Annotated in this window: 14 protein-coding genes; all 14 read right to left on the reverse strand. The window is 48.0% G+C overall.

The features are described 5' to 3' along the window. Positions 1 to 15: 15 nt before the first annotated feature. Positions 16 to 2,571 (reverse strand): TonB-dependent receptor, encoded by a 2,556-nt coding sequence (locus HPS57_RS07840; RefSeq protein ID WP_172181860.1) that lies wholly within the window; start codon positions 2,569 to 2,571, stop codon positions 16 to 18. A gap of 14 nt (positions 2,572 to 2,585) precedes the next feature. After that, positions 2,586 to 3,404, reverse strand: a complete 819-nt coding sequence (locus tag HPS57_RS07845; RefSeq protein WP_172181862.1) for a GLPGLI family protein — start codon at positions 3,402 to 3,404, stop codon at positions 2,586 to 2,588. A gap of 66 nt (positions 3,405 to 3,470) precedes the next feature. Further along, positions 3,471 to 4,289: a GLPGLI family protein gene (locus tag HPS57_RS07850; RefSeq protein ID WP_172181864.1), complete on the reverse strand. Its 819-nt coding sequence runs from the start codon at positions 4,287 to 4,289 to the stop codon at positions 3,471 to 3,473. 52 nt (positions 4,290 to 4,341) lie between these two features. Further along, on the reverse strand, positions 4,342 to 4,530 hold the full coding sequence (locus tag HPS57_RS07855) for a hypothetical protein (RefSeq protein ID WP_172181866.1): 189 nt from the start codon (positions 4,528 to 4,530) through the stop codon (positions 4,342 to 4,344). Positions 4,531 to 4,633: 103 nt separating this feature from the next. Next, positions 4,634 to 4,993, reverse strand: coding sequence for a T9SS type A sorting domain-containing protein (locus HPS57_RS07860; RefSeq protein WP_172181868.1), 360 nt, complete (start codon positions 4,991 to 4,993; stop codon positions 4,634 to 4,636). A gap of 182 nt (positions 4,994 to 5,175) precedes the next feature. After that, complete coding sequence (locus HPS57_RS07865; protein WP_172181870.1) at positions 5,176 to 6,780, reverse strand: tetratricopeptide repeat protein; 1,605 nt, start codon at positions 6,778 to 6,780, stop codon at positions 5,176 to 5,178. Between the two features lie 242 nt (positions 6,781 to 7,022). After that, the gene (locus HPS57_RS07870; RefSeq protein ID WP_172181987.1) at positions 7,023 to 7,871 is read right to left on the reverse strand and encodes a glutamate racemase; all 849 of its coding nucleotides are present in this window, start codon (positions 7,869 to 7,871) and stop codon (positions 7,023 to 7,025) included. A 22-nt stretch (positions 7,872 to 7,893) separates the two neighbouring features. Further along, on the reverse strand, positions 7,894 to 8,403 hold the full coding sequence (locus HPS57_RS07875) for an OmpH/Skp family outer membrane protein (RefSeq protein WP_172181872.1): 510 nt from the start codon (positions 8,401 to 8,403) through the stop codon (positions 7,894 to 7,896). 69 nt (positions 8,404 to 8,472) lie between these two features. Beyond that, positions 8,473 to 8,979, reverse strand: a complete 507-nt coding sequence (locus tag HPS57_RS07880) for an OmpH/Skp family outer membrane protein (protein WP_172181874.1) — start codon at positions 8,977 to 8,979, stop codon at positions 8,473 to 8,475. A 60-nt stretch (positions 8,980 to 9,039) separates the two neighbouring features. Next, positions 9,040 to 9,549 carry an OmpH/Skp family outer membrane protein gene (locus tag HPS57_RS07885; protein WP_135938365.1) on the reverse strand — a complete coding sequence of 170 codons (510 nt, stop codon included), beginning with the start codon at positions 9,547 to 9,549 and terminating at the stop codon, positions 9,040 to 9,042. 150 nt (positions 9,550 to 9,699) lie between these two features. Next, positions 9,700 to 12,324 carry a BamA/OMP85 family outer membrane protein gene (locus HPS57_RS07890; protein ID WP_172181876.1) on the reverse strand — a complete coding sequence of 875 codons (2,625 nt, stop codon included), beginning with the start codon at positions 12,322 to 12,324 and terminating at the stop codon, positions 9,700 to 9,702. Positions 12,325 to 12,444: 120 nt separating this feature from the next. Continuing rightward, a complete protein-coding gene (locus HPS57_RS07895) occupies positions 12,445 to 13,176 on the reverse strand; it encodes an isoprenyl transferase (RefSeq protein WP_172181878.1) in 732 nt (243 codons plus the stop codon). A 63-nt stretch (positions 13,177 to 13,239) separates the two neighbouring features. After that, positions 13,240 to 13,926, reverse strand: a complete 687-nt coding sequence (gene porG, locus HPS57_RS07900; protein WP_172181880.1) for a type IX secretion system protein PorG — start codon at positions 13,924 to 13,926, stop codon at positions 13,240 to 13,242. Positions 13,927 to 13,983: 57 nt separating this feature from the next. Further along, on the reverse strand, positions 13,984 to 15,429 hold the full coding sequence (locus HPS57_RS07905; RefSeq protein ID WP_172181882.1) for a DUF6242 domain-containing protein: 1,446 nt from the start codon (positions 15,427 to 15,429) through the stop codon (positions 13,984 to 13,986). Between the last annotated feature and the right edge of the window lie 72 nt (positions 15,430 to 15,501).

Consider the following 15,501-nt stretch of genomic DNA (forward strand, 5'->3'; position numbering starts at 1 on the left):
TATGAGTTTGTTTTGCTAAAACAAGTCAAAGGATATTTGTGCGACAATTTCACGCGGACGGAGCGAGTAGACGGAACAAATGTTGGCGTTCGTTGTCAGTAACTGGCGCTCGTATGTCATGTTTCCCAATATATTGTTTGCATGAAGGCTGTATTCGATGCACTTTGCCTTATAAGAGATTCCGGAGTCGATGAAGAAGTTTGACGGCACATCCTTGTCGGACGAATGGTAGGCACTCCCTTTAATTGAAAGTTCGAGTCCTTTTGCCGGAAAGACGAATAGCGACAGCTTATGTGCAAAATTTACCAGATTTTCAGTGGTAAAGTCGGTGTTGTCCTTGCATGACTGCTTGCTGGCGTTCATCTCCGAATCTATTTCAAAAGAGAATGCTTTTACAGGTTGCATGGCAAGGTGCAATTGCACAATGGAGCTTTTCAGCTGCCATTTGCTGAGCTGCTCGCCAAAGAGGAGGGCATAATCCGACCACATCTTGCTTGCGTTCAGAGAAATGGAGGTCTTAGCCCAAAAGAATGATTTCGAGAACCGTGCCCTGACGGAATATGTGTCTGCGTCATAGCGTTGGTCAGTCGGTGTGCGCAAATAGACATTATCTGTTAGCTTGCTTGAGAAAAGCATCTCGTTTGTACGGTGTGACCATGATGTTGAGGCGGTGAAGAAGATTCCTTTTATCGGATTCTTGTAACTGGCGTTGATGTTTGCCGAGTGCATCCCACGATTCTCCGGTTTGCCACTGTATGATGCCTGTGTGCGGTAGGATGTGAATATTGGTGTGCGGTAGATGCTCATCAAGGAGTTTTCCGATTCCTGATAGCTGTAGCCGGCAGAAGAGGACAAGGCAGAAGTAAAGTGATAGTTCAGTGAGGCGCGTGGCTGCAAAGTCAGCCGGCAGTTGTCATAATCTGCATAAGCACGGTGGGCAAGGTTCGCCTTCATGGCAATGACCATCTTGAGCGATTGTGTTTCAAGGTTCATTGAAGGGGCAATGTAGAAGTTCTGCTCATTGTAGCTTTCTGAAGCATCGGTGTCACCATAACGGACATCAAGCTGCTGCGCCTGCACATCTGCTCCTGTGCGGTAGTTCACAGTGAACCTGCCGATACGCTGACGGAAAGAAAGGCTGTTCATGCTTACAAGTGAGCGGATGTCCAGCTTCTCTGTCTCGCCAAGCACAGTAAGCAGCTGTCCCGGCAAATAGCTGAACGTGGTTTGTGAAGAGAAATTCATGCTGTTGCCGTTCCTTGTCGTGCGGATTATCTCGAAATCCTCAGTGATGAACGATTTCCGTGGGCGCACCATCCGGCGTGTCTCTGTCCCGTTAAGGGATGTCATGCCATAGCTTCTGTCAAACCCCAAATTGCCGTGCAGGCGGTTGTTCAGGTATATATTGTCATTGTTCACCTTATATGTCAAATCCGCCTTCACTTGGTTGCTGATCGCAGTGGTGGCACTCTCTTCAGAGACAATAGCGCCGCTTATGTCAGTATATGATGTTGACCGGTCAAAGTCCGAGTGCTTCCTGTCCCACAGATAGTCGGCTTGCACCCTCAGGTCATTGTCCTTGGATGTCTTGAACAGCTGGTTTGTGGCAACGACATGCGTCTCATTGAACCGTGAACGCTCACTGCCAATGTTTGGAGTTGTGACACTGATGTTGTCAAGAATCCCATTTTCCTCTTGGTTGTCACGCATCATGGTGGCAAGGTCACGGAGTTCGTATGTGATGTCCTTTCCTGTGTTGTTGCATTTGTACATGGAGAGGTTCTGCATCTTCTTGCTGAACATCATTACCATAATTTTGCTGTCATAAAGAAGCTTTGCAGCATTTTGCACATGGCTTCCGCCACCAATGTCCATCACTCCCGACCAAACATTCTTTGCGTCTTCTTTCAGCACAATGTTCAATGCTGCCTGTTCGCTGAACTGCACACCGCGCAAGGACTTCACAGGCTGGTGGTTCTGGACAACCTGCACTGTCTTCACCTTGTCAGCCTGCAAATTCTCACTGGCTTGGGCGTATTTGCTGCCCATAAGGTCCATACCCTCAATGTAAAACTTGTTTATGGCCCTGCCCTCATAAGAGATGCTGCCATTGCTGCTAACCTCCAATCCGGGGAGTTTCCTTATCACATCAGCAATGGAGCGGTCCTGTGTCTGCTTGAACATCGCCACACTGTAATCCAGAGTGTCGCCACGCTGCTTTATCCTGTCAGGACGCACACTGACCTCCTTCAGTGTGAACATCTGCTCCTTCAGAACAATGCTTTGACCTTGGCGGAACTTTGAAAGCGGAATGATTGTTTTCTCATATCCCAGCATCATGAATTCAATCTTCAGCCCGGACTGATCCTTCCCTTTCAGGCTGATAGAGAATCGCCCGCCATCGCCACAGATCGTATATGCCACTGTCTTGCCACCATTATCCACGACAACAATGCTGGCACCGGCAAGAGACTTCTTTCCGGTGTCAGTGACTTTTCCGCTTATCTCTTGTGCAAAGCAGCCATGCAAGCACAAGAACATAAAGGACATTATGACAAAAACTCTGCACATACACTCTGCCTTTATCACTCTTCAAAACGCTTGTCCAAAAACATCGCCTTTCGCTCCGGATGTTTCAAAGGCTTTCCATTGGCATCATAGCCCTCACCTCGGAAACCTGTCAGCCTCTCGACATAAGCCTCCGGGTCTTTCCACGATAAGCGTTGCAGACTATAATATTCATCTTGAGTACACTCGGCATATTTTTTCTGCGGCACATCCAAACTGCGTAGCGTTCCGTTGCGCACTTCCATACATGAGAATGTGAAAAAGCCTTCTGAATCTTTCGCTTCAAGAATCAATCCCGGGAGTCCATGAAGATACCATGGGCCGTCAGAGACAGGAATGTCCTTGGCAAACCAAACCTGCCATTTCCTTCCTAAATAATCTGCTGTCGCAAATCTGCAAGCATATTCGCAGATGACACTATCCCTGTCCTCTATCGTCCACACTGGTTGCTCCAAAGGTGCCGTAAAACGGAAATGGGTAAGACTCACATCTGTATATGTCAGTTTGTTCCGTTCCGGACAATTTTTCCAAACGCGATAATGATGCCTTGCACGTGGGTACATTAACTTTGCATACGCATTATCCATATCACCATAGTTTCCTCCTGCACGACTCACACTGTCCACGATTTCTGCACGGCTCACACTCCAAAGGCTGTAGAAATGGCTCTTTATGCCGTCCACTTCCAAAACCATCTCGTCCTGCGATGCACGCTCTTGACCATAAAAGGAATGGAAAGTAACAGCATAATGGACTCTTATGCCGGACTTCGTTGTCTGTGCATTGCACGATAGATACATGCAACTAAGGAACAGTAAAATAAATAACTTTTTCATAATTATTTTGTTGTATAGACAGGATTCATGGTTATTGGCGTTTGTTTAGGCACTTGTATTTCATTATTATTTTTCAAAACGCTTGTCCAAAAACATCGCCTTCCTCTCAGGATAAACCAAAGGCTTTCCGTTGGCATCGAATCCCTCACCTCTGAAACCTACGACTCTTTCACTGAATGCATACGGGTCTTTAAACCTTTCACGAATCAAGTTATAATATTCATCCTGCGTACAGTCCGTGTATTTTTTTTGTGGCACATCCAAGTTGCGCAACGTCCCTTTACGCACCTCCATACATGAGAACGTATATTTTCCCTCTGAATCTTTTGCCTCAAGAATTAACCCCGGTAGACCGTAGAGATTCCATGGACCGTCAGAAACAGGAATGTCCTTGGCATACCAAACCTGCCATTTCCTTCCGCAATATTCTGTCGTTGCCAATCGGCAGTCATATTTGCAGACAGTGCTGTCCCTATCTTCTATCGTCCATGCAGGCTGTTTCATAGATGCCGTAAAACGGAAATCAAGGAGAGCTTGATCAACAAATGTTAGCATATTTTTCTCAGGGCAGTTCTTCCAAACCTGATAATGATGCTTCGCACGCGGATACATTGACTTATCCAAAGCATTTACCATGTCTGCACGGTTTCCGCCTATGCGAGATATACTATCTCTGATTTCTGCGCGTCGTACACTCCACAGGCTATAGAAGTGGCTTCGCGTTCCTTCTATGTCCAAGACCATCTCATCCTGATGCGCCTGTTCCTGCTCATAAAAGTCATGGAAAGTCACAGCATAGTGTACTCTCATGCGTATACCTGCATTCTGTGCATTGCCAGCTGTATATACACAAATGAATAATAAAAGAACAAATATCTTTCTCATAATTTTTAGCTATATAGTTATTGGCGAGGCTCATAGCAGCCTCGCCAACTTTCTATCTACAATCGTCAGCTGTCCACAAATCCATAAATCTGTCAATATCAGCTGGAGTAGAGCCACTTGGAATTCTATGCTGAGTTCCACACTCGGTGATGATGCATACTGCATCTGTACGTTCAGCAACTTTCGCATTTGCACTCATTGCTCCAATACAAAGGACTGCTGTAATAAATATTTTTTTCATTGTGGTTTAGGATTAAGTTAAACAATAAAATTAATTAGTATATGAAAAACGATTGATGCCGGCTTCTTTCGTTATTTCTTTTTAGATAGTCAAATATGGTTCTTTACTTGTTTATCTCTCCATAGAAAGAGATGTCGCCAAGCTGTATGTATATGTAGTATAGTCCTTCCTGTAAAGAAGAGATGTCCGATGAGGAGGTCGCATGACCGCTTATGTACAATGACTCCATGCTTACGGTTTCACCATACTCGTTACATACATAAATGATGCTTTCGCCTGCGTAATTATTGATACTTACAGACACATGGCTTTCATTGTATGATGCCAGTACGTATGGTTGTACGCTTCGTGTACCTCCGTGTGCATGAACTTCATTTCGTCTGATATCCACTTTTTTCTCTTCTGCCAACATTGTGATAGCAAACAATCCTAACAGCAATGTTGTGATGATTCTTGTTTTCATAGTTGTACTTAGGTTTTGGTTTCGGGTGTAAAATTACTGCTATTATCCGTTGAAAACAAGAAAATGAGGTCTAAATTTGCTATATATGCAAATTTGGCTAATTGTTTGAGTTTTATGTTGTTATATTGTATTTGCGAAAATTTATAGGTCTAAATTTATCAAAAAGAGGTCTAAATCAGGTATTAAAATGATTCTATGAACGAGCGCAACGAGTTGCCGGTCGTTTCCAATCCCACCTTGGATTTGTAGAGGTAAAGTTTCTGCTTTATGGATTTCTCGCTTATCCCATAAATGTCGGCAAGGGTCTTGGATGACACTTGCAGACGGAGGAGCATGAAGAGCCGGATGTCCTTTTCTGAAAGAGAAGGATATTTCTCTGTCAGGCGCGATACAAAAAGATTGTCGACACTGTCAAGGAATACGCGTACCTCTTGCCAGTCGGCATCGGCAAGTGATATGACGGAGTTTCCTTTAAGGTTCTTTATTTTGGAAACAACTTCAATCTTTTTCAACAGATAGGAGCGCATTATGGACAACTGCGAGTCCTTGTTGGCAATCTCCTGCTCATGCAGTTTCCTTTCATATTCATGTTGGAGTTCCATTTTCTCCTTATTGAGCTTTGCCCTGTGCTGCATGTTTTTTCGGATATTATAGAAAATGTATAGAATAAAGGAAATTGCTGCAAGGAAGAAAGCCACAATGGCTATTATGAATTTTGTCTTCATTTCTGACAATTCTTTCTGTTCAGCACGTTCCTGTTCCTTGTCTGTCATTTCCCTGTAATAGCCGTTCTTTGCACCAAGTTCCCTTACATACATTCCGTCAATGTAGCTTGTGGTGGAGTCCAGTAGTGCCAAAGCCCTGTCTTTCTCGCCCAACATTATTGAGATGCGAAGCAAGTTATAATATTTTGTGTACAATCTTATTGGCACGGAGTCCGTGACACTCATAAGAACCCTTTCCGCTTCTTTAAGCGAATCAATGTGGATATATTCGTAGGAAAGGTTCATTGTTGTATTGAAATCATGAAAACTGTCATATTCCACAGCTTGTTTGGCATAGAAATAAGCGCTGTCGTGTTGATCTGTTTCTGAGTGTATATAGGACATTGCGGTACAAACACTACACAAAAGCAGGGAATCATTGCTTTCCTTAGCGATGGCAAATGCTTTTCTGCATAGTCTCATTGCATTGTCATAATCACCATTATGTCTCATACTTTGGCATTCATTAAGCACTATCCACCCCAAATTTACTGTGTCACAATTTGCCAATGCTGAATATTTCTCTGTCGCTTCATGTGCCACTTTCACCGCTTTCTTGATGTCATAATACCATAATAGCTTTGAGAGTTTTTCCAAAGCCATACACTCGGTAATCGTGTCTTTCTGCAGTTTTGCCCCATAGACAGACTTTTCAAAGCACTGTATTGCCATTTCCGAACTGTCGACAAGGGAGTAGTACTTGCCCATGTAGTACATGCAGCGTGGATACAGTGCGTCGCTGCTCCGCTCGTTGTAGTAGTCGTAGGCTATCCTGAGCAGGCTGTCATTGTCAACGTTCATTCCACTCTTGTCCGTCGCCCAAGCGTGGGCGAGGGCGTAACGTGCAGCTTCACGTTCGGAAAGGTTGTTTATGTCCAGTTCGGAAAGCACCTGCAGCACGCTGTCAGGGTTCACCATCAGCCTTTGGAATACGGTGTCATCAACATTCCTTTTCTTGTTTCCGCAGGAAATGGACATGCTCAATATAGGGAGGGCAAAGATAAATGCCAGTAACTGTTTCATGATTCTTTTGTGTTGTGAATGCAAAGGTAATGATTTTTATTGAAAAATCTACATTATGTAACCAAAATCCTGATTTTGCCGATAGTTTCAAGCGTATATGACAGATATGCCTTCCTCTGAGAACGGGTGTGATAAGTCATAAAACAAAAGGTTACCTTTCACATGGCGAAAGGTAACCTTTTAGGTGGTGAAAGGTAACACTTTGTATGGCGAAAGGTTACCTTTGGGAAATGGGGGTGTAATCATACGAGGTCCACATGCTCCACCTCGATGGTGTGATGCAGGAATATTCGGGCGCATTCCCTGAAGCGTTCGGGGTTCTCGGTGGTGAGGTATGCCGTTGTCCCTCCCTTTGAGCAGCGGGCGTCCATGTCGGGATGCCTGCGGAAATAGTCGGCGAGGCTTTCGACGATGATGTCCCCCTGAGGGATGATTCTGATGTGCTCCGGCACGGCTTTGCGGAGGGATCCAATCAGGAGAGGATAGTGTGTGCATCCGAGGAGGATAGTGTCGATTAGTGAGTCTTTGGCGAGCAGTTGGGTGATGCGCTTCTTGACGAAGAAGTCCGCGCCTTCGCTGTCCGCCTCACCGGCTTCCACGATGGCAGCCCATAGCGGGCATGCCTGTCCTGTGACCTTGATGTCAGGGAAGAATTTCGCTATCTCCAGTTCGTAGCTGTTGGAGCGTACTGTGCCTTCTGTGGCGACATAGCCGATGTGGCGTGTCTTTGTTATGCTCCCCACCTGCTCCACGGTAGGGCGTATGACGCCGAGCACGCGGCGCTTACCTTCCGTACCGTCAGGGGAAGGGTGTGCGCGGTTGTAGGCTATGAGGTCGTTCTGCTGTATGGTGCGCAAGGCTTTTGCCGAGGCTGTGTTGCATCCGAGGATGACAAGGTTGCATCCGAGGTCGAAGAGTTTGAGCACTGCCTGCCGTGTGAATTCATAGACGACATCAAAAGAGCGCGAGCCGTAGGGGGCACGCGCGTTATCGCCTAAATAGAGGTAGTCATGTTGCGGAAGCCGCTCTTGCAGTTTCTGCAGTATGGTAAGTCCTCCGTATCCGGAGTCGAAGATTCCTATTGGGCTCATTGTAGGGTTGGTGGCATGAGGGTTATTGCTGCTTGATGTCCTCGTTGAGCAGTGCTGTGATGTCCTCACCGAGCATAGGGTCGATGAACGGGCATGCGTTGTTGTCAGTGTTGAGGATGAGGCTGAAGCCATGCTTTTGTGCCACAAGGCGCACTCTCTCGTTGAGTTTCATGCGCAGTGCGTCCATTGCCTCTTCCTCTGTACGGCTTATGCGTCGGCGTGTCTCTTCACGGAACTTGACATTGGATTCCATGAGTTGCTGCATCTCTGCCTGTCTTTTGCGCCGTATGGATGTCGCGAGGCGGTCGTAATTGTCAAGGAAGGCCTCGTATTTTGTGTTGAACTCCTCTTCGGCGCGTTTTGCTTCGCCTTCGTATTCTTTGCGTATTGCTTGCACGGAATCAAGCGTTGCTTTGTATTCAGGCATGGACTTTATGGCTGCATCGTAGCTGAAATAGCCGATTTTCACCTGTGCCATTGCCGGTATGGACAATGTGGCGAGTAGGATGGAGAGGAACAGTAGTCTTTTCATAATGTGCTATAAGAAGCACACCTGCTGCCATACGGTTTCTGAGAGCATGACAACAGGTGCGCGGAGGGTTTATTTCATTTTGTTGAGTTCAGCCTTGACGTCACTGGAGATGTCCTTGCTGAGGGTCTCGCTGATGTAAGGGATTCCTGCAGAGATGTCCATGATGTAGACGTAGTTGCCAGCCTTGCCGACAGCCTTGATGGCGTTCTGGAGCTTTGTGGAGATAGGCTGGAGCTTCTCCTGGCTTGCCTTCTGGATTTTCTGCTGGTTGTCCTGGTAAGCCTGCTGTATCTTTGTGTACATCTCCTGGAGGGACTGCTCTGTGGACTGCTGCATTGTGGCGTTCATTGTAGCCTTCTCCTTCTCGTACTTCTCTGCCTTGGCCTGAAGCTCTTTCTGCATCTCCTGGAGTTCGTTCTCGTACTGCTTCTGCTCAGCTTCGAGTTCGCCGCGCGCCTTGATGAACTCAGGCATTTGCTGCATGATGGACTGTGTGTCGATGTGGCCGAACTTGGCGTTCTGTGCCATTGCTGCCATTGGCAAGAGTGCCATCAGCATGATGATAATCTTTTTCATTGTTGTTTTGTTATTTTGTTGTTATTGTTATGCTTTCTTTCGTAACGGCAGGGATGAGGGTTATTGGTAGCCGAGTTTCTGAAGCACCTCGTTGGAGATGTCCACTCGTGGCGAGCCGTAGATGATGCCGTTGTCGGCGGAGCGGTCGATGACCATGGAGTAGCCGCGGAGTTCTGCTATTTCCTTGACTGTGTTGTAGATTTCGTCCTGTATAGGTGTCATGAGTGCTTCGCGCTTCTTGAAGAGTTCGCCTTCAGGTCCGAAGTATTTCTTCTTCAGGTCGGCAGCCTGTCGCTCCTTGTTCATGATGGCTTCCTGTCGGGACTTCTTCTGTTCCTGTGAGAGGAAGACAACCTCGTTCTGGTAGTTCTTGTAGAGTGTGGACGCTTCTGTGTTCACGGCCTCCACCTCTGCCTGCCATTTCTTGCTGACTTGCGCAAGCTGTTCGTTGGCGCGCTCATAGGCAGGGATGTTCTTGAGGATATATTCCATGTCGAGGAGAGCGTACTTCTGTGCCGACATTGCCAACGATGTCAGCAGCAGAGCGAGTGTGAATAGTGTCTTTTTCATAACTGTTTTTCGTTTTAGGGTTTATACTTCCGGCTGCAAAGGTAGGGCATTTGTCCTTCATGGGAAAGGGGAAACCGCCTTTTTCGTGTAGGGGAACCACTATTCTGCCGAGGTATTTCCTTCTTTCGGGGTGTTGGCAGGGAGTGGCTTTTAGAACTCTTGTCCGAGGATGAAGTGGAACTGTGAGCCGCCCTTTGTGCCATAGACTTTGTCGAAGCCATACGCCCAGTCGATACCCATGAGGCCTACCATCGGGAGGAAGATGCGGACACCTGCTCCTGCAGAGCGCTTCATGTCAAACGGATTGAGGTCTTTTGTGTCGCTCCAAGCGTTGCCGGCTTCTGCGAATGCCAGACCGTAGATGGTGGTGTTGCCAAGGAGGAATGGGTAACGGAGTTCCACTGCGAAGCGGTCGTAAGCATATCCGGTTGCGCCGTTAGGAGTGAGTGAGCCGTTCTCGTAGCCTCGCAGTCCGATGGTCTCTTCCGCATAGGTTGTGGAATAGCCGGACATGCCGTCACCACCCATATAGTATGTTTCGAAAGGTGATTTCTTGTACTTGTTGAAATGTCCGAGAATACCGAACTCGACGCGTGTCATGAGGACAAGACATTTCTGTCCGCCGGTGAGCGCAGTGTAAGTCTTGGACTTGAACTTCCACTTGTGGTACTCAATCCATCTGTACTTCTCCTGCTGTTCCTTCTGGTAGGTAGCCGACTTGTAGTTGGTGGCAAGGTGCTCATAGTCCTTTCCGTCGAATGCAGACCATGGCGGAGTGATGGAGAGAGAGAGCTCAAACTCGGAACCTTTACGTGGGAACAGCTGGTTGTCGACAGAGTGACGTGTCAGCGCAACGCTAAGGTTGAGGTTGTTGCAGTTACCTGTCGTGATGAGGAAGTAGTTCCAGTTTCTCAGCATATAGCGTGTGTATGCAAGGGAGAGTGACAGCTGGAAGTAGTCGTCAGGCCAGTTGAGACGCTTTCCCCATCCAAGGCTTGCGCCGAAGAGCTGGATGTATTTGTCAGGGTCGTAATAGTTCTCGTAGTTGTTATAATAACCACTGTTGCCGTATCCGTAGAGGTAGTTGTAGTAGTTATTGTAGTAACTGCTGTTGTAATAGGTTGAAGAAACGTCGGTCTGCTTGGAGAAGAACGCTCCCACATTGAGTGATACAGGGCGCTTGCCGCCAAACCATCCTGTGGAATAGTTGATGTTGTAGGACTGGTAGTAGGTGCCGTTGGTCTGTGCGCCGAGGGACATCACCTCACCATCGCCGATAGGCATGATGCCGCGGTGCTCCTTGTTCTTGTTGAAAAGGTTAGCCATGGAGAAGTTGTTCAGCTTCAGTCCGACGCGTCCGATGACACCTGTCTGTCCCCAACCGAGGGAGAGCTCTACCTGGTCGTTGGACTTTGAGACGAGGTCCCAGTTGATGTCAACCGTGCCGTCCTCATAGTTCGGCTTTACGTCCGGGTTGATCGACTCCGGGTCAAAGTGACCCATTGTCGCCAGTTCTCGTGCGGTACGCTGCAGGGACTCCTTGGAGAAGAGGTCGCCCGGCTTGGTTCTGAGCTCGCGGCGGATGACCTTTTCATATACGCGGTCATTGCCGTTGATGCGCACACGGTTGATGTGAGCCTGCTGACCCTCGAATATTCGCATCTCGAGGTCTATGGAGTCACCCTTGATGTCAACCTCCGTAGGCTGGAGATTGTAGAACAGGTAGCCGTTGTTCCAATACATGTTGCCGACGGCATCCTCATCCTCGCTGAGTCGCTTGTGGAGAAGTTTCTGGTTGTAGGTGTCTCCCCTGTTCATGCCGAGCACGCTTTGCAGCTGGTCGGTGTTGTAGACGGTGTTGCCAACCCACTTGATGTCGCGGATGTAGTATTTCTGTCCTTCGTCGATTTTGAGGTAGACATTGACGTGTTTGTCATCGAATTGTGAGACGCTGTCCACGGTGATGTCCGCGTCACGGTAGCCAAGCTCGTTGTACTTGTCAATGAGTGACTGCTTAGCCTCCTTGTAGCGTTCGGGAGTGTATTTCTTTGACTTGAAGAAAGAGTAGAACTTCCCTGCCTCGTTTATTTTCCCGAGTGCGCCTTTTGAGAACAGTCCGCCCTTGATTTTGCTGTCGGAGAGTTTCTCGTTTCCGTCAAGGATGATGCTGTGCACCTTCATTTTCGACTTCTTGTCGACATCGACGTCAAGGATGACCATGTTCTTCTGTGCCACATCGTCACGCTGGCGTATAGAGATTTCGGCATTGTTGAAGCCCTTCTCGTCGAAGTATTTCTTGGCGAGAGTCTTTGCACGGGCAATCATGTTAGGTGTGATTTGCGAACCTTTCAGCAGTCCCAGTTTCTGTTCCATGTCCTCTTTCTCGGACTTTTTCAGTCCGATATAGTTGATTGTGGAGACGCGTGGGCGTGCTTTCAGATAGATATGCAGGTACACTTTGTCACCTACGAGGGAGTCGGCCGCGATGCTCACTTCCGAGAACAGTCCGTGGCGCCAGTAGCGTTTTACGGCATCGGTTATCTCATTGCCCGGGAGTGTTATCTGCTGTCCTTCGGCAAGACCGGAGATTGTCAGGAGCATATAGTCTTCATATCCTTCAATGCCGCTTATGGCGAGTCCTCCGATGGTCACGCTGCGCGGATTTCCTGCATACGAGATTTCCGGGTTTACGATTTTATCCTGTGCGTGCATCATTGCCATGTTGCATAGGACTGTGGCGATTGCGAGTGCAAATAATCTCTTTGCGAAATTCATCTATATATCTTTTTTCTGTCTTTATATGTTCTCATTCTTCCTGTCCCGTCAGCCCCGATGTTGCGGTTTGTGGGTGCAGTGGCCAGGAAAGGCGGGGTGCTGTGAGGTGTTTGTCGTGGATTATGCCGTCTCTTCGTTCTCCACTTGTTCTTCTGTCTTTCCGAACCTGCGCTGTCTTTGTTGGTAGCTTTCTATGGCCTTGTGCAGGTCTTCCTCCATGAAGTCGGGCCAGAATGTGTCGCAGAAATACAGTTCGGAGTATGCAATCTGCCATAGGAGGTAATTGCTGATGCGCAGTTCTCCGCCGGTTCTGATCAGGAGGTCCGGGTCCGGCATGAATGAGGTCTGTAGCTTTTCTGTGAGAGTGTCTTCGGTTATGCTGTCAATATCCAGTTTGCCGTCCTTCACTTCCTTTGCTATGGTCTTCACAGTGTCGGTGATTTCCCAGCGTGATGAGTAGCTGAGAGCCACAACCATGGTCATGGCAGTGTAGCCTGCGGTGCGTTCCTCGAGTCCTTTGAGTTTCTCGCGGACGTTCTCAGGGAGGCGTTCCATGTCGCCGATGACGCGGAAGCGCACGTTGTTCTCTTTGAACAGAGGTTCTTCAAGAGCAGAGATGACCAGTGCCATGAGTGCTGCCACTTCGTCCGACGGGCGGTTCCAGTTCTCTGTGGAGAAGGTGTAGAGAGTGAGATATTTCACTCCGAGGCGTGTGCATTCCGATGTTATGCGTCGCACGGTGTCCACTCCGGCCTGATGTCCGAAAGTGCGTGGCTTGCCTTGCGCCATTGCCCATCGGCCGTTTCCGTCCATGATGATTGCTATATGCTGTGGGATGTTGTTCCTGTCCATAGGCTCGGGGTATGTTGTTTTAGATGAGTTCTGATGTTGTGTTATGTTTTCTGACAGTCGTTGTCAGTCGTATTTGTTGCATGTCTTGCACTTTGCCGAGAAACTGTAAGTCAGTGTTGCGCGCAGTGAAGAGTAGCAGTCTGTGTTCTTGAATATGCCGGAACTCTTTATCCCGTAAGGGTCTTTGAGTCCGTCAAGTTCGTCGCTTGTGGAGAAATGCATGCCCCATTCCAGTCCGAGGTTAATGCGTTGTCCGACTTTATATTTCACTCCGATGCCGAGAGGCACGTTTGCTGCCGTGCTGCTGTTGGCGTCATTGCCCGAGGCGAATGTCATTCCGATACCTGCGAAGACATAAGGCGTGAGTCGTTTTGCTCCCCGATAGTCCCTTCCTGTCCCATAAGGCCAAAAGTTGTATTCAAAGACAACGTTGAAGTCCGTTATGTTGCGTTTGAAGGTGTATGGCTCTTCCGCATAGTCAGGGTAATAGGTTGAGACATCAGCACTGCTGCCTTTCAGTTGCGTGTGTCCCAAATCGAAGCGCAGTCCGCAATAAGGGCTGAACAGACGCCTGTAGACCAAGCTCACGGAGGGCTGCATCCCTTTTGTCAGGGAGCCGTTGAAGTCGCCGAGATAGTTTGACATTCCCACGCCGATGCCTATTTCCCTGCGGAATTCCGGGTCATCCTGCGCCATGGCGTTCGTCAATGACGCCATTATGAGGATGAGTGTGAGAATTGTTGTCTTCATACATTATAATATAACGTAAGTGTGTATATGCGGAAAGTTCGGATAGTCCGGAGATGCTTATCGCCAGCTGAATGTGGTGATATGACCTTTCCAGATGTGTCCGGTGCCTCCGCAGATTATCCAGAAATGGCTGCCGTCATTGATCAATGCAGCAGAGTTGGCATATGTGGAGAAGCCCTTTGGCAGATACATCTGTGTGTCGCCACAGTTTTCCCGCCAGTTCTTGCCGTTGTCAGGTGAGAAATATATGTTCTCGTAAGGCTTGTTGTTCTTGGCACCCTCGCTTCCTTCTTCCAGGTTAAGCCTCTTGCCTCCGATGAGCAGCGCGCCTGTTCCGTAGGTCGTGATGCTTGCGTTCTCGAGTGCAGGAGTCAGGTGCTTGCTTGTGTTGTCAGGAATCTGGTATGCCCATTTCTGGCTTCTTTCCGTATTGCTGTTGTCGATAATCTTCACCCATGATGTCATGATTGAGTCTGTCTCGTTATTGCCGATGAGCGTAACTCTTTCCATTTCAGGGTTTGTGATAATCTTTGTTGTGTAGCCCTGTATGTCCTTTGTCGGGTAAATGTTGTCAGGGTCGGCAATTTTGCCCTTGCTCTTGTCGTCAGGGTCAAGCTTCAGAGTCTCTTTCCTGACAGTCTTGTCATTGAGGTTAAGGGTGATAATCTCAGCTTTGTTGCCCATGGAATAGAGTTCGGAAGATGACGCTGTGATGAGCTGTCGCATGTCTGCGTTTGTCGTTTCTGTGATCCAGTTCTCACCATCCTCGGAGGAAAGCACTGTGCCGTTGCTCATAAGGGCGAAGCCTTTTGTGCTGTTTGTTGCCATGGAGACAGGGAATTCGGAGTTAATCCGCAGTTCCTGCCATGCCTGTCCGTCGTTGTTGTTGGCGGCATAAGCCTTCTGAGTGCCGTTCTCTGTGCCATAAACGATTATTTTCTTGCCAATGCGTGTGCCACGGATGTTTGCCAGCTTTGATATGTTTGCATCATATCCCTTGTCTTCCCAATAGAGAGAGTCAGCCCCTTCGGTGTGGACGAGGACTGTGACAGTATAGTCTTTGAACCATGAGCCGTCGTTGGCAACGACTCTGAGGATGCGTGGCTTTGAGAGGTCGACTGTGTCTGCGGAGGAGAACTCTGTGTACTGGTCGTCGTCAAGGTTCTTCCATCCCATGTATCCTGAGTTCTTGACAGTGATGTTTGCGAGACTCTTTTCGATGTGGGTGTTGGAGAGGATGGAGTCGGTGTTATAGATTCTGTTCTGTGAATTGTCGATATGGAAAGGGTAGTTGATGTACGACAGTGTCTCGACATAGGAAGAATCCTGTGTCGGGTCGGTTTTCTTTTTTGTGTAGACAGTGTGGCTGATGTTGCCGAGTGAGAATGCTGTCACAGCGACATCGTCATAGTAGGTTATCTCAACATTGTTGTCATCGATGCATGAGGACAGCATCGCCACTGCTGTGATGATGATGGCCGCTATGGAATGTTTGTTGCTCATATTCTGTTTTGTGGATGTGTTACGGGGTGTTTCCGGGAACTTTTGTTTATGTAAGTTATCATTTGTGGGAAT

This window comes from Palleniella intestinalis (assembly GCF_013166595.1).
Taxonomy (GTDB): Bacteria; Bacteroidota; Bacteroidia; order Bacteroidales; family Bacteroidaceae; genus Prevotella; species Prevotella intestinalis.